General features: G+C 68.5%; 17 protein-coding genes. 10 read left to right on the top strand and 7 right to left on the bottom strand.

Translation table 11 applies throughout. The features are described from left to right. Window positions 1–3: 3 nt before the first annotated feature. The 5 genes from QX204_RS16380 to QX204_RS16360 all read right to left on the bottom strand — a co-directional run bounded on the left by QX204_RS16380 (window position 4) and on the right by QX204_RS16360 (window position 6,353). The gene (locus QX204_RS16380; RefSeq protein WP_301907739.1) at window positions 4–1,665 is read right to left on the bottom strand and encodes a class I adenylate-forming enzyme family protein; all 1,662 of its coding nucleotides are present in this window, start codon (window positions 1,663–1,665) and stop codon (window positions 4–6) included. Between the two features lie 77 nt (window positions 1,666–1,742). After that, the gene (locus QX204_RS16375; RefSeq protein ID WP_301907738.1) at window positions 1,743–2,939 is read right to left on the bottom strand and encodes an FAS1-like dehydratase domain-containing protein; all 1,197 of its coding nucleotides are present in this window, start codon (window positions 2,937–2,939) and stop codon (window positions 1,743–1,745) included. A gap of 13 nt (window positions 2,940–2,952) precedes the next feature. Continuing rightward, on the bottom strand, window positions 2,953–3,957 hold the full coding sequence (locus QX204_RS16370) for an acrylyl-CoA reductase (NADPH) (protein ID WP_301907737.1): 1,005 nt from the start codon (window positions 3,955–3,957) through the stop codon (window positions 2,953–2,955). Between the two features lie 55 nt (window positions 3,958–4,012). Next, on the bottom strand, window positions 4,013–4,798 hold the full coding sequence (locus QX204_RS16365; RefSeq protein WP_301907736.1) for an SDR family NAD(P)-dependent oxidoreductase: 786 nt from the start codon (window positions 4,796–4,798) through the stop codon (window positions 4,013–4,015). Window positions 4,799–4,808: 10 nt separating this feature from the next. Beyond that, window positions 4,809–6,353, bottom strand: coding sequence for a class I adenylate-forming enzyme family protein (locus tag QX204_RS16360; RefSeq protein WP_301907735.1), 1,545 nt, complete (start codon window positions 6,351–6,353; stop codon window positions 4,809–4,811). 166 nt (window positions 6,354–6,519) lie between these two features. Here QX204_RS16360 and QX204_RS16355 point away from each other — a divergent pair, with 166 nt between their 5' ends. Genes QX204_RS16355 through QX204_RS16340 form a run of 4 tightly spaced genes read left to right on the top strand, consistent with a single transcriptional unit; the run spans window position 6,520 to window position 10,629 of the window. Next, window positions 6,520–7,707 carry a CaiB/BaiF CoA transferase family protein gene (locus QX204_RS16355; protein WP_301907734.1) on the top strand — a complete coding sequence of 396 codons (1,188 nt, stop codon included), beginning with the start codon at window positions 6,520–6,522 and terminating at the stop codon, window positions 7,705–7,707. Beyond that, window positions 7,704–8,594 (top strand): HpcH/HpaI aldolase/citrate lyase family protein, encoded by an 891-nt coding sequence (locus tag QX204_RS16350; RefSeq protein WP_301907733.1) that lies wholly within the window; start codon window positions 7,704–7,706, stop codon window positions 8,592–8,594. The genes QX204_RS16355 and QX204_RS16350 overlap by 4 nt, the downstream gene beginning before the upstream one ends. Next, window positions 8,591–9,862, top strand: a complete 1,272-nt coding sequence (locus QX204_RS16345; protein ID WP_301907732.1) for an acetyl-CoA hydrolase/transferase family protein — start codon at window positions 8,591–8,593, stop codon at window positions 9,860–9,862. Before QX204_RS16350 ends, QX204_RS16345 begins: the two co-directional genes overlap by 4 nt. Further along, window positions 9,862–10,629: an enoyl-CoA hydratase/isomerase family protein gene (locus tag QX204_RS16340; RefSeq protein WP_301907731.1), complete on the top strand. Its 768-nt coding sequence runs from the start codon at window positions 9,862–9,864 to the stop codon at window positions 10,627–10,629. Before QX204_RS16345 ends, QX204_RS16340 begins: the two co-directional genes overlap by 1 nt. Window positions 10,630–10,795: 166 nt before the next feature. Here the strand turns inward: QX204_RS16340 and QX204_RS16335 are convergent, their stop codons facing one another. Beyond that, window positions 10,796–11,560 (bottom strand): SDR family NAD(P)-dependent oxidoreductase, encoded by a 765-nt coding sequence (locus QX204_RS16335; protein ID WP_301907730.1) that lies wholly within the window; start codon window positions 11,558–11,560, stop codon window positions 10,796–10,798. Between the two features lie 53 nt (window positions 11,561–11,613). On the opposite strand from QX204_RS16335, the gene QX204_RS16330 reads away from it, so the two are divergent. Continuing rightward, window positions 11,614–13,050 carry a class I adenylate-forming enzyme family protein gene (locus QX204_RS16330; RefSeq protein WP_301907729.1) on the top strand — a complete coding sequence of 479 codons (1,437 nt, stop codon included), beginning with the start codon at window positions 11,614–11,616 and terminating at the stop codon, window positions 13,048–13,050. Further along, window positions 13,043–14,188 carry a thiolase family protein gene (locus QX204_RS16325; protein WP_301907728.1) on the top strand — a complete coding sequence of 382 codons (1,146 nt, stop codon included), beginning with the start codon at window positions 13,043–13,045 and terminating at the stop codon, window positions 14,186–14,188. Before QX204_RS16330 ends, QX204_RS16325 begins: the two co-directional genes overlap by 8 nt. Window positions 14,189–14,226: 38 nt before the next feature. Here QX204_RS16325 and QX204_RS16320 read toward each other — a convergent pair whose 3' ends face one another. Further along, window positions 14,227–14,880 (bottom strand): TetR/AcrR family transcriptional regulator, encoded by a 654-nt coding sequence (locus QX204_RS16320; RefSeq protein WP_301907727.1) that lies wholly within the window; start codon window positions 14,878–14,880, stop codon window positions 14,227–14,229. A 175-nt stretch (window positions 14,881–15,055) separates the two neighbouring features. On the opposite strand from QX204_RS16320, the gene QX204_RS16315 reads away from it, so the two are divergent. Genes QX204_RS16315 through QX204_RS16300 form a run of 4 tightly spaced genes read left to right on the top strand, consistent with a single transcriptional unit; the run spans window position 15,056 to window position 18,539 of the window. Next, entirely contained in the window at window positions 15,056–16,054 is a 999-nt protein-coding gene (locus tag QX204_RS16315) for an acyl-CoA dehydrogenase family protein (RefSeq protein WP_301907726.1), read from the top strand. After that, window positions 16,038–17,216 carry an acyl-CoA dehydrogenase family protein gene (locus tag QX204_RS16310; RefSeq protein WP_301907725.1) on the top strand — a complete coding sequence of 393 codons (1,179 nt, stop codon included), beginning with the start codon at window positions 16,038–16,040 and terminating at the stop codon, window positions 17,214–17,216. The genes QX204_RS16315 and QX204_RS16310 overlap by 17 nt, the downstream gene beginning before the upstream one ends. A 10-nt stretch (window positions 17,217–17,226) precedes the next feature. Continuing rightward, a complete protein-coding gene (locus QX204_RS16305) occupies window positions 17,227–18,009 on the top strand; it encodes an enoyl-CoA hydratase (RefSeq protein ID WP_301907724.1) in 783 nt (260 codons plus the stop codon). A 29-nt stretch (window positions 18,010–18,038) separates the two neighbouring features. Beyond that, window positions 18,039–18,539, top strand: coding sequence for an MTB12 C-terminal domain-containing protein (locus QX204_RS16300; protein WP_301907723.1), 501 nt, complete (start codon window positions 18,039–18,041; stop codon window positions 18,537–18,539). The last annotated feature ends 170 nt before the right edge of the window (window positions 18,540–18,709 follow it).

The following is an 18,709-nucleotide window of genomic DNA, read 5'->3' as shown; positions in this document are numbered from 1 at the left end:
CGCTTACGACCGCAGGCGCGCCTCTGCCAGCTCGCGCAGGTCGCTGGACTTGATCTTGGCGCTCCCGGTGAGCGCGATATCGGCGTCGTCGAAGAACAGCACGTGCTTCGGCACTTTGTAGCTGGCGAGCCGGTCCCGCAGGAAACCACGGATCTCCTCCGCGAGCGGACTCGCGCCGTCATGGGGCACGACGCACGCGACGACGACCTCACCGAGCGTCGGATGAGCGACGCCGACGGTGCGGGTGACCTTCACTGCGGGATGGTCGTTCAGGGCGGCGTCGACCTCGAGCGGCGAGACGTTGGCCCCGCCGGTCTTGATGATGTCGGTGAGCCTGCCCTCCCAGTACAGCCGACCGATCTCGTCGAGGTAGCCGCCGTCGCCGGTGTGGAAGTACCCGTCGGCGTCGAAGGTCTCCTCGCGGCGGACGCCGAGATAGCCGAGCATCAGCGTGGGGCCCTTGACGCAGATCTCGCCGCGCGTGCCGCGAGCCGTCAGGGTCCCGGTGAGCGCGTCGACGATCTTGATCGTCATGCCGGGCAGCGCGACACCGCTGCTGCCCGCATGCACCTCGGTCGGCGTATCGGCCGGGAAACAGGTGGCGATGGTGAAGGTTTCGGTGCACCCGTAGGCGCGGCCGGGTTCGAACCACTTCGTCGACACCGTCGGGTGTCGCGCGATCGGGGTGTGGAAGTCCACGAACCGCATGCCGCTCAGATCGACGGTGTCCCAGTTGGGCGCGCCCTCGAGTTGGGCCCACTGGTGCGGCCAGGCGACCGGGAAGTTCACCCGCCGCGCGGCCATCAGCGCGAGCGCCTCGACGGCCTCGAAGGTCGGTTGCAGAACGAGGGCGCCGCCCGCGGCGAGCGTCGAGCCGAGCGCCTGCGCGAAATTGCCGGACCAGAAGAAGCCGTTGGCGGCCCAGCACCGCACGTCGTCGGCGGGCCCGAAGCCGAACAGGCGTTGGAAACGCCACATCTGGATCGTCACCCCCGCATGGGCGCTGAGGATGCCCTTCGGGGTGCTCGTCGAGCCCGAGGAGAAGAACAGCACCGCGGTATCGCTGGGCCGCACCGCCGCGGCGGTGGCCTCGACCAGTTCGCGAGCGGTGCCCCGACCACGGTCGAGAAACGCGTCCCACGTGTCGATCGCGGTGCCCGCCGCCGCCTCGCCGATCATGGCGAGTCCGCGCAGGAAGGGGTATTCCGCTGAGTGCAGGGACCCCGGGCTCGCCTCGGCGATCTTCGGTTCCAGCTCGGTCAGCACCGCTGCGAAGTCCTTGTCGGCCACGGTGCGCTCGAACAGCAACACCGCGACGCTGGACTCCCGCAGCAGGAAGTCCAGTTCGGCGCGCGTCGAGAAAGTACTCAGGGCGACTGCTACCCCGCCCGCGAGCGCGGTGCCGAACACCGCGGCGATCCACTCGGGACGGTTGGTCATCAGGACACCGACCCGGCCGTCCTTGCCCAGGCCGCAGGCGCGCAGCGCCATGGCCACCTCGACGGCGCGCTCCCACAGATCGCTGTAGGTCCAGCGGATGTCGCCGTCGGCGGTCCGCGCGAGCACCGCCTCGCGGTCGCCGTAACGCTGGGTCACCTCGCGCAGGAACCCGGGCAGGGTGAGCGGTCCGAGCCCCGGTTCGGAGCTCAGGTCGGGACCCGTCACGAGCGAAACAGCCTGTGCGGATACGGTTTCGGACTCCACGCCCATCATCGGCCTCTCTGTGGATTGTCTCGGCGCCGTCAGAACGGCAGCTCGACCTCGGCGGTGCAGTCCACCAGCACGCCGAGGTCCTGATTGGTGAGGCGCAGCTTGATCTGCACGATCGGAACGCCCCACGCCGACTCCGCGTCCTTACCGATCACCTCGGCGTCGAAGTAGGTCACATCGCCCTCGAAGGCGGGCAGGCGGAAGTTCGCCTTGGAATGACGAACCATGCCGTCGTAGCCGGCCCAGTAGGCGAGATAGTCGGTGCACCAGGCGCCCATGGTGGCGCCGTAACCGTAGGCGCGCGCCATCCCGACCTCGCTGGCCTTGTCCGCATCGATATGGCCGCGCGACGGTCCGACGTAGAGGCCGTCGCGCTTGCGCGGATCGATCTTGGCCCCCTCCTCGTCGAAGGCGAAGCCCTCCACCCAGCCCGGATCCTGATACACCCAGGGGTCGGCGATGCCGGGCGGGGCGACCCAGCCGAAGGTGCCCCAGATGTTGAACAGGAACGCCCGGTACTCGGTGGTGAAGCTGGCGACCGTGTGCGGTCCGATCACTCTGCGCGGCAGGGTGTCTCCGACCTTCACCTCGTCGAAGCGCGGCGAGACGCCGTGTCGATTCGACATCAGCCAGTCGGTGCGTAGCGCGTCGACCGAGGCGAGTTCGGCCGGGGTCCAGCTTTTCACCGTGCCGTACTGGTTCTCGTAGAGACCGCGCTCGGCGGCTTCGGCGGCGAGATAGCGGATCGCGGTGGACCGTTCGCGCGCCACCAGTACGCCGTGTTGATTGGTGTGGGTGGTGTCGCCGCGCGAGAACATGGTCGGCCCGGCGAATTTCGTGTCGGCGACCTTGTAGTCGTGGAAGCGGCGCTGCTGGAACAGGGTGTCGCCGGGCCGCACCGGGCAGCCGTAGAACCACCATTCCTCGCCACCGAAGATCAGGTGACTGCCGGGAATGTGGCCGACGCACGCGGGCGCCGCGCCGTGCCCGTAGTCGAGGGCGACAGCGATCGACTGCGGTGCCACGAGACCGCCGAAGCGGGACTCACGGGCGAATTCGTGATCCCAGTGCACCGGATTGGGGTAGTCCATCGCCATCACCCAGCGGCGAATGTCGGAGGTACTGCACGGATCCCACAGTTGGCCGCCGCCGATCGGCTGGCCGACCCGGTGATCGACGTCGGACAGGTCGAGTTCGGTGATCGCGGGTCGGTCCGGCTTTGTGCTCACAACTGCTCCTGAACTATCGATTGACGTCGACGACGATGCGACCACGCACCGTGCCCGCGATGAGTCGTTCGGCGGCGGCGATCGTGTCGGTCAGCGCGATCTCCTCGACGATCGCCTCGATGGCGTCCGGGGAGAGGTCTCGGGAGAGCCGGGACCAGGCGGCGTCTCGTCGCGATCGCGGCGCCATGACGCTGTCGATGCCGTACAGGGTGACCCCGCGCAGAATGAACGGCGCGACCGAGGACGGGAAATCCATACCCTGGGCCAACCCGCACGCGGCGACGGCGCTGCCGTAGCGGGTCTGGGCGCAGGCATTGGCCAGGGTGTGACTCCCGACCGAGTCGACCACGCCCGCCCAGCGTTCCTTCTGCAGCGGCTTGCCGCCTTCGGCCAATTCGGCCCGGTCGAGCACCGTGGCCGCGCCGAGCTGACGCAGATAGTCGGCCTCGTCGGTCTTTCCGGTCGCGGCGGCCACGGTGAAGCCCGCCGCGGCGAGCAAGGCGATCGCGATACCGCCGACCCCGCCGGTCGCGCCGGTGACCAGGACCTCGCCCTGCTCGGGTCGCACGCCGTGGTCGAGTAGCGCGCTCACGCACAGACTCGCGGTGTAGCCCGCGGTGCCGATCGCCATCGCCTGGCGGGAGGTGAACGCGGCGGGCAGCGGTACGAGCCAGTCGCCGTCGAGGCGGGCGCGCTGGGCGAGGCCGCCCCAGTGGGTCTCCCCGACGCCCCAGCCGTTGAGCACCACGCGGTCGCCCTTGGTCCAGTCCGGGTGCGCGCTGTCGGTGACGATGCCGGCGAGGTCGATGCCGGGCACCATCGGAAAGCTGCGCACCACGGGGGATTTGCCGGTGATCGCCAGGGCATCCTTGTAATTCAGCGTCGAGTACTCGACCTCGATGTCGACGGTGCCGTCCGGGAGCGCGGACTCGGCCACGCTCGTCAGCGCGACTCTTCGTCCCGCATCGTCTTTTTCGATCAGCACCGCGGAGAACATCGCCGCCATCGTGTCGTCCATGGCGAGCACATTACTTCAATCCTATTAAGGATAGCAATGCTTGACTGTTCAAAGGTCAGCGTGCGGTCCAGCCGCCGTCGACCACGATCGTCTGGCCGGTGACGTAGCTGCCCGCGTCGCCCGCCAGCCAGGCAACGGCCCCGACGATGTCCTCGGCGGTGCCTTCCTTCGGCAGCGGAGTGTTGCGCCGCAGATACGCCGCGGCGCGCTCGCTCTCGTAGAGCGGCCCGGTGATCTCGCTGCGAAAGAAGCCCGGCGCCACCGTGTTCACCCGGATCGAATGCCGTGCCCACTGCACCGCGAGTTCGGCGGTGAGCCCGGACAATCCGGCCTTGCTCGCGGCGTAGGACGCCTGCGGGATGCCGGGGATGCCGACCCGGCCGCTGATCGAGGAGATGTTGACGATCGTGCCGCGCCCGAGCGTGCGCATATGCGGAAAGACCTGCTGCGACAGCCGCAACGGCGCGACGAGGTTGAGGTCCATGGTCCGGCGGATGGCGTCGAGAGGTTCGCCCTCGGCACGTTCGGTGGTGAACATCGTGCCCGCGGCGTTGATCAGGATCTCTGGTGGGCCGAGCGCGGCGACGACCGCAGGGACGATCGCCTCGAGGCCGTCGGCGCTGTCGAGCTCGGACAGATCGCACGCGACGGCGAATCCGTCGATCCGCTCGGCGATTTCGGCCAACCGGTCCCTGCGCCGGGCCACCACCGCCACCCGGGCGCCGAGGGCGGCCAGGGCCGATGCCGCCGCGGCGCCGAGGCCCGACGACGCGCCGGTCACGATCGCCACGCGGCCGTCGAGGTCGAAAAGTCTTGCGGGCGTGGCGCTATCGGGTGTCATGGCGATGTCCTCAGGCTTGGGTGGAGTGTGGTCGCCGGGCCGCGAGCGCCGGCAGTTTCGTCCGCTCGACCTTTCCCATGGCGTTGACCGGCAGGGCGTCGACCACGGACCAGATCTCGGGCACCTTGTACGGCGAGAGCTCCCGTCGGCACAGCGCGGTGAGTTCCGCGACGTCGATCGCGGCACCGCAGCTCTCGACCACGGCGGCGACGCGATGGCCGAGCCGGTCGTCGGCGATGCCGCAAACCGCGACCTTGGCGACAGCGGGGTGCGCGGCGATGACTCGTTCCACCTCGAGCGGATAGACGTTCGCACCGCCCCGGATGATGACGAGCTTCTTTCGGTCGAGCACGGTCAGCCAGCCGTCCGCGTCGACGGTCCCGATGTCACCGGTCGGGATCGGACCGGGGTCCGGTGCTCGGATGCCCTCGGGTTCCCAATAGCCCAGCATGGGCCGCCACCGGTTCGCCCACGGTCCGTCGGTGGTGCCGCTCAGGCGCAATTCGCCGAGCTCGCCCGCCGGGAGCCGGTGGCCGTCGTCGTCGTAGGCCGCGACGGTGTACTGCGGCAACACCTGCCCGCAGGTTCCGGGACGCGGTGCGGTTCGCGGGGGGTCGATGGAGACGACGGTCGGCGCCTCGGTCAGGCCGTAGGTGACGCGGGGGAGGAGCCCGTGTGTCGCGTGGAAAGCCTGGCGCAGCGATTCCGGGGTGTCGCCGCCGCCGCTCCACACCTCGGTGAGCGAGCTGAGATCGAGGTCGGGGCGCCGGGCGAGATCGTAGAGCTGAGCGGGCGCGCCGTTCCACACGGTGATCCGCCGTGCGGCGATCCATTCGGCGACACCCTCGACGTCACGCCGGTTCATCACGACGGCGCAGCCGCCCGCCTGCGCGGTGAGCAGGGTGGACAAAACCATCAGATTGAGAATGGTGAGCGGAAAGCTGTCGCCCTTGCGCAGTTCAGGGCCCCAGCCTCGGGTGCCGACGAGGGCCGCGCCGGGCAGGAGTAGGTTGCGCTGGCTGTGTACCACGGCCTTGGGCTGTCCTGACGTGCCGCTGGTGAAGGCGATGGCGGCAGGCGCGTCGACCTCGGTCTCGACGGGCGGTGCCACCGCGCCGGTGGTCATCAGCTCCGCCCATCGGTCGGAATCGACGCACGCGGACGACATCACTCGGCACTGTGGCCCGGCGAGCACGACCATCGGAGCGCAGAGGTCGTCCAGATAGCGCTGCTCGTTCGCCGTGAGTGCTTCGCCGATCCCCGCCCAGATCGCGCCGATCCGCTGCGCGCCGTGAAACGCCGCGACGATGTCGAGGTCGTTGGGCAGGCAGGCGGCGACCCGGTCGCCGGGCCGCACACCGAGTGACCACAGTGCGCCCGCCGCCCGGTCGGCCCGATCGTCGAGTTCGGCATAGGTCCAGATGTCGGAGACCGCTTCCACCGCCGCGGCGTCGGGGCGGTCGCGGAGGGCCGCGTCGAGTACCGCGGCGATGGTCCCGGTCGTGCGCCGCAGCCGGTGAGAGCCCGATGGGTCATAGCTGTCGATGTCGTCCACAATTCTTTCCTCACTATTCTTATAATGATTCATACTATAGGCTCGGTCCCGCTGTCCTGGAGTGCGCGCGAGCTCCTGGACATGGCTTCCGCCGATGCCGAATCCTCCCGGCCGCCAACATCTCTCGGCTGCCGGTTCCCTGTGACGGAGGAGAGGTCGAGCCGTGATGGCACCTCGAACAACGACGCGCTCCGGACCACTGTCCGAGCTGCGTGTCCTCGATCTGACCGCGATGGTGATGGGCCCCTACTGCACCCAGATCATGGCCGACATGGGCGCGGACGTGGTCAAGATCGAACCGCCCGCCGGGGACAACACCCGCTACATCTCGGTCGGCCCCGACCCGACGATGGGCGGGGTGTTCGTCAATGTGAACCGGGGCAAACGCAGCGTGGTCCTGGATCTGCGCTCGGAGTCGGGCAAGGAGGCGTTGCGCGCGCTGATCGTCGACGCCGACGTGTTCGTCCATTCGATGCGCGCCACCGCGATCGCCGGACTCGGATTCGACTACGCCGCCGTGTCGGCGATCAATCCATCGATCGTCTACACCAATTGCTACGGGTACGGCCGCCGCGGGCCCTACGCGAACTTCACCGCCTACGACGACACCATCCAGGCCGAGAGCGGCCTGCTCTCCGCGCAGGAGCAGCTGACCGGAACGGCGGGCTACGTCGGCACCATCCTGGCCGACAAGGTGGCCGGGTTGACGGCGCTGTACGCCACCACCATGGCGCTGTTCCATCGGGAGCGAACCGGGGAGGGGCAGGAGGTCGAAGTCGCCATGTTCGAGACCATGGCCGCGTTCATGCTGGTGGAACACGCCAACGGCGCGCTGTTCAGTCCACCGCTGGGTCCCGCCGTGTATCCCCGCGCTGTCACGCCCAATCGCAAGCCCTACCGAACCAGCGACGGCGGCTATGTCTGCGCGCTGGTCTACAACGACAAACAGTGGTCGGCGTTCGTCGACGCCGTCCAGCCACCGTGGGCCGGACCGCATTTCGCCACCCTCGCCCAGCGCGCGGCCCGGATCGACACCGTCTACGGCCTGCTGAGCGAGACGTTCGCCCAGCGCACGACGCAGCAATGGCTCGATCTGCTGCACGCGCTGGATATCCCGGCCGCCCCGGTCCGCACTCTCGACGAACTCTTCGACGACCCGCACCTGACCGCGGCTGGATTCTTCGAGACGGTCCAGACCGAGTACGGCGCGGTCCGCTTTCCCGGCCCGCCGACCTGGTTCTCCCGCACACCCGGCCGGATCGCCGCCGGCGCACCCGGACTCGGCGCCCACACCACGGAAGTGCTCGACGAGATACAGCCCCATCATTCGACCGAAGAATTGGAGAAGCAATGACCAGTATCGGAGAAGCCTTTCGCGCGCGTTCCTGGCTCTTCGCGCCGGGCGACAGCAGGCGGAAGATGGAGAAGGCCGCGGCGAGCGCGGCCGACATCGTCATCTTCGACCTGGAGGACGCCGTCCGCGACGCGGCGAAAGCCCAGGCCCGCACGATGATCGCCGATCTGCTCACCGCCCGCGCCGCGGACGCGAGCAGGCTGTGGGTGCGGGTCAACCCGCTCGACGGACCACACACCCTTGCCGATCTGGCGGCCGTCGTCCCGGCCGGGCCCGGCGGCATCATGCTGCCCAAGTCGCGCGGTCGTGCCGACGTCGAACTCCTCGACCACTATCTGAGCGCACTGGAGGTCGTCGCCGGAATCGAACAGGGCTCGACCAAGGTCATCGTGTTGGTGACCGAGACCGCCGAAGCCATGTTCACCACCGGCTCCTACCGTGGCGCGCCCCGTGTGATCGCGATGACCTGGGGTGCGGAGGATCTCGCCGATTCGGTCGGCGCCGCCGAGAACCGAAACCCGGACGGGAGTTACGGATTCACCTACGAGCTGGCGCGGAGTCTGTGTCTGCTCGGCGCCACCGCCGCCGGGGTGGCGGCGGTCGAGACCATCCAGGGCGACTTCCGCGACCTGGTCGGGTTGCGCGCCAGGGTCGAGCGGGTGCGCCGCGACGGTTACAGCGGCATGCTCGCCATCCACCCCGATCAGGTCGAGGTGATCAACGCGGCGTTCACCCCGTCGGCCGCGGAATTGGCCGCAGCCCAGGAGATCGTCGATCTGTTCGCCGCCCATCCCGGCGTCGGTGCCATCGGTCATCACGGCGCCATGCTCGATCGTCCGCACCTGGCCCGCGCGCAGGCGCTGCTGGCCTCGGGCGGACGCGCGTGAGCGTCCGCGCCGAGGTGACAGCTCTGGATCTGGGTCGGTACGTGCGCCACGGCGACCGCATCGTCATCGGTCAGGCGTGTGGCGAGCCGACCACTCTGGTCGAAGCGTTGATCGCGGGTGGTCGCGAGATCGGCGGGCTCTCGGCGTTCATCGCCACCAGCTTCTCCGGACTGTTCACCCCCGAGACGGCCGACAGCTTCGCGCTGTCGAGTATGGGAGCGATCGGCACGTTGCGGTCGATGACCAAGGCGCACAAGCTGACCGTGATCCCGTGCCACGTGGGCCGGGTCGCGCCGATGATCGAAGCGGGCACGATCGGGTGCGACCTCGCCTTCGTCCAGGTGAGTCCGGCCGACGCGCACGGCAACCACAGTCTCGGGCTGATCAGCGACTACGTCCTGGCCGCGGTCACGAAGGCGCGTGTCGTGGTCGCCGAGGTGAACGAGCGGGTGCCCTACACCCACGGTGCGCTGCTCGCGAGCTCCGACATCGACTGCGCCGTCAGGGTTTCGCGGGCACCGGTCACCGTCGCGCCGACCGCCGCCGACCCGACCGACGACGCCATCGCGGGACACGCCGCGCACTACATCGGCGACGGCACCGTCCTGCAGGTCGGTGTCGGCGCGGTGCTGGACGCGGTTCTTCGACTCCTGCACGATCGCACGGATCTCGGCGTGCACTCCGGCATGATCGGCGACGGCGTCGTCGATCTCATCGAGTCGGGCGCGATCACCAACGCGCGCAAAGGTATCGACCGAGGAGTGTCGATCACCGGGGCGCTGATCGGCACCGAACGGCTCTATTCCTTCGCCCACCGCAACGCGCTGATCGGCATGCGCGCCACCTCCTATACCCACGACGCCGCCGTGCTGGCGAACCTGGACAACCTGGTGTCGCTCAATTCGGCGCTCGAGGTGGATCTGACCGGCCAGGTGAACGCCGAACAGAGCGGATCGGCCTATCTCGGCGGCACCGGTGGTCAAGTGGACTTCGTCCGCGCCGGCCTGCGCTCACCGGGTGGGCATGCCGTGATCGCGCTGCCCGCCACCGCGAAAGGCGGCACCGTCAGCCGGATCACCGCCAGCCTGTCCGGGCCGGTGACCACCGCGCGCAGCGAGGTGGATGTGATCGTGACCGAGTTCGGCGCGGCCGAACTCGCGGGCAGGTCGGTGGCCGAGCGCGCGCGCCGACTGATCGCCATCGCCCATCCCGACTTCCGGGCGGAACTCGACCGGGCTGCCCACCAGATCCAGCAGCGAGGTTTCTGATGAACGACGCCGTGCTCTTCGACGCCAGGACCGACGGCATCGCCGTGATCACCCTGAACCGACCGGAAACTCGCAACTGTCTGGCCGCCGATGTGCGCGCGGGTCTGTACGCCGCATGGGATCGCTTCGAGCACGATCCCGCGTTGCGCGTGGCCGTGCTCACCGGCGCGGGTGACAAGGCCTTCTGCGCGGGCGGCGATCTCAAGGAGATGGTGGACACCGGGATGCGGGTGCCGCCGCCCGAGATGTTCCCGCTGCCCTACGACACCGTCGAGCTGTCCAAGCCCACGATCGCCGCGGTCAACGGCGCCGCGTTCGCCGGCGGCTGGATGATCGCCCAGGCCTGCGACCTGTGCGTGGCGAGCACGGCGGCGGCGTTCGCGATCACCGAGGTCAAGGTGGGGCGCAGCTCGCCGTGGGCCGCGCCGCTGATTCATATGATCCCGCAGCGGATCATGATGGAACTGCTGCTCACCGGCGCGCCGATCACCGCGCGCCGGGCCTACGAGGTCGGCCTCGTCAACCGCCTCGCCGAGCCGGGCGAGGTCGTGGCGGTGGCACTCGAATTGGCGGCCGAGATCCTGCGCGGCGCACCGCTGTCGGTACGGGCTGCGCGGGACACGGTCATGCTGGCCACCGAAATGGGGCGGTCCGACGCGCTGCGGGCCGCCAAGGCCGCCGCCGTCGAGTGCTACGACAGTGCCGACGCGCAGGAGGGTCCGCGCGCGTTCGCGGAGAAGCGAACCCCGATCTGGCTGGGCCGCTGAGGCATTCGATCGCTGCCACGACATATTCGGCTGCCGCACCGGGAAGTTCGGCCCGTGCCCGTGGGCCGAATCCGGGCGAGGGGAATGCGGTTCCCTCGGCCCGGTTCGGCGGCCCTCGGTGCTCGTCACATCGACCCGCGCGAGCGTCGAGGCGTGCCGCCCGTGGTCATTTCGGCGGGAATCGCAGCGCGCCGTCGAGACGGATCACCTCGCCGTTGAGGTAGTCGTTCTCGATGATGGACTGCACCAGCTGCCCGTATTCCGGTGACTGACCCATCCGCTTGGGGTGGGGGACCTGCTTGCTCCAGTGGGCCTCCAGGTGCTCGGCGGCCTTGCCGTAGGCGGGGGTGTTGAAGGTGCCGGGGGCGATGGTGACCACGCGAATGCCCAACGGGGACAGGTCGCGAGCCGCGACCAGGGTCATCCCGACCACGCCACCCTTGGCCGCGGCGTAGGGGAGTTGACCGATCTGACCCTCGTAGGCGGCGATCGAGGCGGTGTTGACGATGACGCCGCGGCTGCCCTCGTCGAGCGGTTCCTGCTTGGCGATGGCCGCGGCCGAGAGTCGCAGCACATTGAACACAGCGGTCAGATAGAACTCGATCGTAGTGCGGAAGCCGTCGAGCGCGAGCGGGCTGCCGTCTTTGCCGACGAGTCGTCCGCCGCTGGCGGGACCGCCGTGCGTGTCGACCGAAATCCGCAGCGGGCCGAGGGATTGCGCCTCCTCGATGGCGGCCTGCACGGACTCCTCACTGGTGGCATCGGTGTGCACGTAGCGGATGCCGAGTTCGTCCTCCAGCTCCTTGCCCTTGTCGTCGGCGACATCGGCGACGACCACCTTCGCCCCCGCGGCGTGCAGGCGACGGACGGTGGCCGCCCCGAGCCCGCCGGTGCCGCCGACCACGATGGCGGAACTACCACTTATATCCATGTTGTTTCCCTCTCTTGAAATCATCACTCTCTAACTGTGAGAATAATGTTCTCATGAACATTGGCATGATCCTAGACATGGCCGCTGCGGCCGGGAGTCGATCGGTGATCACGGTCGACGACCGCTCGCTGTCCGCGGCGGACCTGCTCGACCGCGCCCGGCGGGCGGCCCCTCGCTTCCACGAGTACCCCGCGGTGCTCTATCTGGGCGCGAACCATCTGGCCTATCCGGTAGCGCTGTTCGGCGCGGTGCTGGCCGGTGTGCCGTTCGTGCCGCTGAACTACCGGCTCGGGGATGCCCAGCTGAGCGCACTGCTCGAACGACATCCGGGCGCGCTGGTCCTGCGACCGGAGGACCTCGACGCCTTGGTGGCCGTCGACCCCGCGCAGCCCGACGCGCTGGAGCTGCCGACACCGTGGGACGCGGACTCGGTGGCGGTGATCCTCTACACCAGCGGCACCACCTCCGCGCCCAAGGCGGCGCTGCTGCGGCACCGCCATCTGATGGCCTACCTGCTCAACACCGTGGAGTTCGGCGCCGCCGCGACCACCGACGCGACGCTGGTGTCGGTGCCGCCGTATCACATCGCGGGGCTGACGAATCTGCTGTCGAATCTCTACGCCGGGCGCCGCGTGGTCTACCTGTCCGCGTTCGACCCCGCCGAGTGGCTGGCGACCGTTCGCCGGGAACGGATCACCCAGGCGATGCTGGTGCCGACCATGCTGGCCCGCATCGTCGCCGAGGTCGAGGAGCCCGACGCGGACACCCCGACCCTGGCGACGTTGGCCTACGGCGGCTCCCGGATGCCGCGCCCCGTGCTGGACCGCGCGCTTCGGGTGTTCCCCGAGACCGGCTTCGTCAACGCCTACGGACTCACCGAGACTGCCTCATCCGTCGCGGTCCTCGGACCGGAGGATCACCGTGCCGCCGCCACCTCCGACGACCCGCTCGTCCGCGACCGGCTCGGCTCGGTGGGGCGCGCGCTTCCCGGCATCGAGTTCGAGATCCGCAGTGCCGCGAACGAACCCGTCGAAGTGGGGGAGCCCGGGCTGGTCTTCGTGCGTGGTGAGCAGATCTCGGGCGAATACGGCGGCCGCAGCGCCCTCGATGCCGACGGTTGGTTCCCCACCGGCGATCTCGGCAAGCTCGACGACGCCGGCTACCTGTTCATCGAGGGGCGTGCCGACGACACGATCATCCGGGGCGGGGAGAACATCGCACCGGCCGAGATCGAGGACGTGCTCCTCGGCTACCCCGGCATCACCGAGGCCGCGGTCGTCGGCGTGCCCGATCCGGAATGGGGGCAGCGCCTGGTCGCGGTGGTCGTCGGGGTCGGCGACGAAGCGCGGATCAAGCAGTGGGTCAAGGACCGGCTGCGCTCGTCCAAGACGCCCGACGTCATCGTGTTCCGCACCGAGCTGCCCAAGACCGACACCGGAAAACTATTGCGACGCAACCTCGTTGCCGAATTGGAGGACACCCGTGCCTGAAGCAGTCATCGTCTCCGCGCTACGCACACCCATCGGGACCGCACGAAAGGGGACACTGCGCGACACCGACGCCTTCACGCTGGCCGATCATGTGGTCGCCGCGGTGGCCGACGGCCTCGACCCGAGCCGGATCGACGATGTCGTTCTCGGGGAGGGCCGCTACGGCGGCGGAGTGCTGGCCAGGCACGCCGCGGTCACCGCCGGGTTGACCACGGTGCCCGGCCTCGCCACGAACCGGCACTGCGCGGCGGGGATGGCGGCGGTGCAGTCCGCCGCGGCGAGCATCCGCGCGGGCATGGACCGGCTCGTCATCGCCGGTGGCGTGAACTCCGACTCCACCGCGCCCCGCCTGCGTTTCCGGGTGGGCGAGGACGAATGGCTCGAGCCCTGGGTCTCGCCGAGTCACCCCGATCGCCCCGATGCGCCGAATCTGGACATGTCCATCACCGTCGGCTGGAACGCGGCGGTCAAAGCCGGTATCTCGCGCGCGGAGATGGACGCCTGGGCGCTGCGCTCGCATCGCAATGCCATCGCCGCCATCGACGGGGGACGCTTCGCCGACGAGATCGTGCCGATCAAGACTCCGCACGGCCTGTTCGATACCGACGAGCACCCGCGACGCGACACCACCATCGAGAAGTTGGCCGGGCTGAAGGTCCTGCATCCGGAGATCGAGGGTTTCAGTATCACGGCGGGCAATGCCGCGGGCGCCAACGACGCAGCCGCGGCCCTGGCCATCGCCAGCGATCGCCTCGGGTTGCCCGCGCTCGGCGTCATCCGATCCTGGGCCTCGGTCGGGGTCGACCCCGCCGTCACGGGGCTCGCGCCCATCGAGGCGATCGCGAAAGCCGCGTCGCGGGCCGGGATCTCGCTGTCGCAGGTGAGCCTGTTCGAGATCAACGAGGCTTTCGCCGTGGTGCCCCTTGCCGCGATCAAGGCGCTGGACATCGACCCGGATCTGGTCAATGTCAGTGGCAGTGGTTGTTCGCTCGGGCATCCGGTCGCGGCGACCGGCGCCAGGATGATCGCCACCCTGGTGCACGAATTGCGGCGGCGTGGTGGCGGTTTCGGCATCGCGGCGCTGTGTGCGGGCGGCGGAATGGGGTCGGCGACCGTTATCGAGGTGGCCGCGCCATGAGCGGTGACCGGGTGGCCGCATGCGGCCACCCGGTCGGTTCAGGCCTTGGCGAACCCGAACGCGCAGAAGTCCCAGACTTCACCCGCGGTGATCGGGTGCGCGGTGTCCTCGTCGGTACCGCCCGCCGACTGCGCGGTGAACATGACCGTCTGCATCACCACGGCGGCCATGCGGCGTGGGTTGAGGTCATCGCGCAGCGCCCCGGCCTCCTTGGCCTGTTCCATCAGGTCGCTGAACAGCGACAGCAGTGGCGCGTGCGCGATCTTGACCTGGGCGGGATGGGAGACCAGCAGTTGTGGCGCGAAATCGGTGAACAGCGGACGCTGCGCGACCGGGTCGGGCCTGCACAGTTCGAACAGCAATTCGACGGTGACCCGAAGACGGTCCAGTGGCTCGGTCTTGCCCTCGGCGGCCGCCGCCAGCTGATCGGCCGTCCGGTTCAGCGCGTCCTCGAACAGGGCGAGCAACAGCTCGTGCTTGCCGTCGAACTGCAGGTAGAAGCTGCGCAGTGACTGACGCGAACGGTCGACCACTTCTTGGACGGTGAAGTCGGTGGTGCCCTTTTCGGTGATGATGGCCTGCGCCGCGTCGAGGAACTTTTGCACCCGCTGTTCGGCGCGCAGTTTCGCCCCGCGGATGGACCGCTCGACGGCCCGCTGCTTCCAGGCGGGCTCTTCGCTGACGCTGGTCACGGTCGCCTCCATCCTCGGTTATGTGTGCAGAACATGGGTGCACTGTACCGGAGAACGTCATATCCATCGGTGGTCAGCCCTGCGTGTCCGCGATCTTGGAGACCATTACTTTCTTCTGAAGAGAATGCTATTCTCCGTATTGTTATCGACATTGGCTGGCAAGGAGGCCCTCCGGATGCTCGTGGAGTTCGACTCCGATCAACGGCTGTGGCAGGAGACTGTCCGCGCCGTTCTCGCGAAGGAGTGTCCGCCCGCACTGATTCGTGCGGTCGCGGACAAGGACGCCGATCCGGCCCCGCTGTGGCATACCTATGTCGAGCTGGGCTGGACCGAATTGATCGACGCCACCGACGCGGTGGAACTGGCCATCGTGCTCGAGGAGCTGGGCCGGGCCACCGATCCGACGCCCTATCTGGCGACGATGAGCCAGTTCGCCCCACTCGCGGCGGAATTCGCGCAGGGCCATCGCTCGGGGACGGCCGTGTTCACCGGTGTCACGGTGCGACGCGACGGCGCGGATTGGGTGCTCGACGGCACCGGCCATCATGTCCTCGACGGTGATCGAGCCGAGCAGTTCGCGGTCGTCACCGATGTCGGGGTGTTCGTCGTGGAGGCTGCCGAGGCGATCGCCCGGCGCACAGCGGTTTTCGACCCGGTCTTGCACATCGCCGACGTGAGCTTCGTCGGGGTGCGAGTGCGTGACGAGCGCCGCGTCACCACGGTGCCGGAACGTGCTCGCCACCTCGCCCTGACCGGCCTGGCCCTGACCACGGTCGGTGCCTGCCAGCGCATTCTGGACCTGGTGCTCGAGCATGTGCGCACGCGTCAGCAGTTCGGCGTCGCGCTCGGCTCGTTCCAAGCGGTCAAACACAAGGCCGCGGACATGCAGATCGCCATCGAACGGGCCAGGGCGCTGGCCTATTTCGCGGCGCTGACCATCGCCGACGACGATCCACGCCGCCGGATCGCTGCCTCGATGGCCAAGGCCGCCGCCGGTGAATGTCAGTCCCTGGTGTTCCGCCACGGCGTGCAGTTGTTCGGCGGCATGGGTTTCACCTGGGAAAACGACCTGCAATTCGCGCTCAAGCGGGCCAAGGCCGGCGAGCTGCTGCTCGGCGGCGCGCACACGCATCGGGCGCTGATCGCCGAGGAGTACCGTGCAACTGACTTTTGACGCCGACGTCGAAGCCTTCCGGGCCGAATTCGTGGCCTTCCTGGCCGAGAACCTGCCCGACGCGGCGGTCGCGGGAGCGGACCGGGCTGGTTCCAGCGCCGATATTCCCGGCTGGGCTCGCGACTGGCAGCGTCGCCAATTCGACAGCGGCTGGCTGCTTCCCGGCAACGCCCCGGAATACGGCGGCCGCAACGCGACCCTCGTGCAGCAGTACGTGCACCTGCAAGAGCTGTCCAAGCGGCACATGTATCACAGCTTCAACCCCCAGGGGCTCGGCATCATCGCCGCTTCACTGCTGTCCTTCGGCACCGAGGAACAGAAGAAGAACTGGGCGGTGCGGATCCTGCGCGCCGAGATCACCGCGGCGCTGGGCATGAGCGAACCGGGCGCCGGGTCCGACCTGGCGGGACTGCGGACGCGCGCCGTACTCGACGGCGACCACTTCGTCGTGAACGGGCAGAAGGTCTGGACCTCCGGTGCCCACGACGCCGATGTGCTGCTCACTTTCGTCCGCACCGACCCGGATCTGCCCAAGCACAAGGGGATCAGCGTGCTGCTGATCCCGACCGACACCCCGGGGGTGACGCGGCGGCCCTTCGCCTCGATCTGCGGTCCGCACGACCTGGACTTCAACGAAGTGTTCTTCGAAGACGTGGTGGTGCCCGCGGAGAACCTCGTCGGCCCGCTGCACGGAGGCTGGGGTGTGGCCAACGGTTCGCTCGGTCACGAGCGCACGCTGCTGTGGCTCAGCTTCGCCGACCGGCTGCGGGAGCTGATCGAAGACTTCCGGCCGAGCACGGTGCTCGAGCGCGACCACTACGCGACGATGGTCATGGACAACCAGGCCCTGCGACTGCTCGGCTCGGCGGCACTGGCCCGCGCGGCCCGCGGCGACCAGGACGTGGCCGCGCTGTCGGTGCTCAAGGTGTTCGGCTCCGAAGCCGTGCAGAGCGCGGCGGAACAGATCTTGCTCGCGGCGGGCGCGGACGGGCTCGTCCACCCGGCCGTCACCGCGCCGTTCAATCCGCTGAATCTGGACAACTTCTCGTGCAGTTGGTTCGAGCGCTACGCGCGTAGCTTCGCGGGCACCATCGCCGGCGGCACCTCCGAAATCCAACGCAACATCATCGCCGAGCGTGTGCTCGGTCTCCCTCGGAGCTGAGGAGCTCGCTGTGTATATCCGCTACGAAGTCGCCGACAAGATCGCGACCATCTCCCTGGATCGGCCGGAGGCCGCCAACGCCCAGAACGCCGACCTGCTCGACGAACTCGACGCCGCGTGGACCCGCGCCGCCCAGGATCCCGAGGTCGCGGTGATCGTGTTGCGCGGCGAGGGCAAACACTTCTCGGCCGGGCACGATCTGAAAGATCGCTGGCCCTCGTCCGATGACATCACCCTGGAGTGGATCTACCAGAACGAGAGCAGGCGCTACCTCGAGTACTCCCTGCGTTGGCGCAATGTGCCCAAGCCGTCGATCGCCGCGGTGCAGGGGCGGTGCATCGCCGGTGGGCTCCTGCTGTGCTGGCCCTGCGACCTGATCGTCGCCGCCGACGACGCGCTGTTCTCCGACCCGGTCGTGCTCATGGGCATCGGCGGCGTCGAATACCACGGACACACCTGGGAACTCGGCGCGCGCAAGGCCAAGGAAATCCTGTTCACCGGCCGTGCGGTCACCGCGACGGAAGCCGAACAGGTCGGCATGGTGAACAAGGTGGTGCCGCGCGCGGAGCTCGACGAGCAGACCCGCGCGCTGGCGACCCGGATCGCCGCGATGCCGTCGTTCGGCTTGCGACAGGCCAAACGCGCGGTCAACCAGACGCTCGACGTCCAGGGCTTCTACGCCGCTATTCAGTCCGTCTTCGACGTGCACTCGACCGGTCACGGGAACGCGTTGAGCGTGAACGGCTTTCCGATCCTGATGGCGCTGGACGAGATGAAACAGAAGATCGAGTGATCCGTCGCTCATGAAGAGAGGTTCCACCAATGCGAAATACACTGCGCCACAAGGCGATGGCCTGTTGCGGCCTCGTGGCGATCGCCGTCGTCACGGTCACCGGCTGTGGCTCCGACGACGAGGGTTCGAGTAGTTCGTCGACCACATCGGCGGTCGCCACCTCGGCTGCGACCGCGGCGGCCGACCCGGCTGCGGTCAAGTCCATCACCGATGCCTATGTGCTGTTCTTCGACGGTAAGGCGCCGGCGGACAAGAAGGTCGCGGTCGTGGAGAAGGGTGCCGCGTTCACCCCGTTGTTGCAGGCCCAAGCGGCCAACCCGCAGGCGCAGAGCACCTCGGTCACCGTGGGCGGGGTGAAGCTGATCGACGCCGACAACGCCGACGTCACCTATTCGCTGCTCATGAACGGCACTCCGGTGCTTCCCGATCAGACCGGTCAGGCGGTGCGTGAGGGCGGCCAGTGGAAGGTCGCCGCGGCCACCTACTGCGCGTTGATGGCGATTCAGGGCGGTACCTCGCCTGCTTGTTGAGGTAGCCGAAACAGTGTGGCGCTCAGCGGTTCTCCGCTGGGCGCCACACGTGTGCGCGGGGTGTGGCGAACGGCTGCCGATCATCGCCGCAAGGATTCGCCATCGATCTTTCGCCAAAGTGTTAACTTTATTCTCTCTGAGTGAGAAGATGATTTCCGATATGGAGAGCG

This window comes from Nocardia sp. PE-7 (genome assembly GCF_030486425.1).
Classification (GTDB): domain Bacteria; phylum Actinomycetota; class Actinomycetes; order Mycobacteriales; family Mycobacteriaceae; genus Nocardia; species Nocardia salmonicida_A.
The sequence above is the reverse complement of the archived record's forward strand: the minus strand, read 5'-3'. Positions and strand labels throughout refer to the sequence as shown.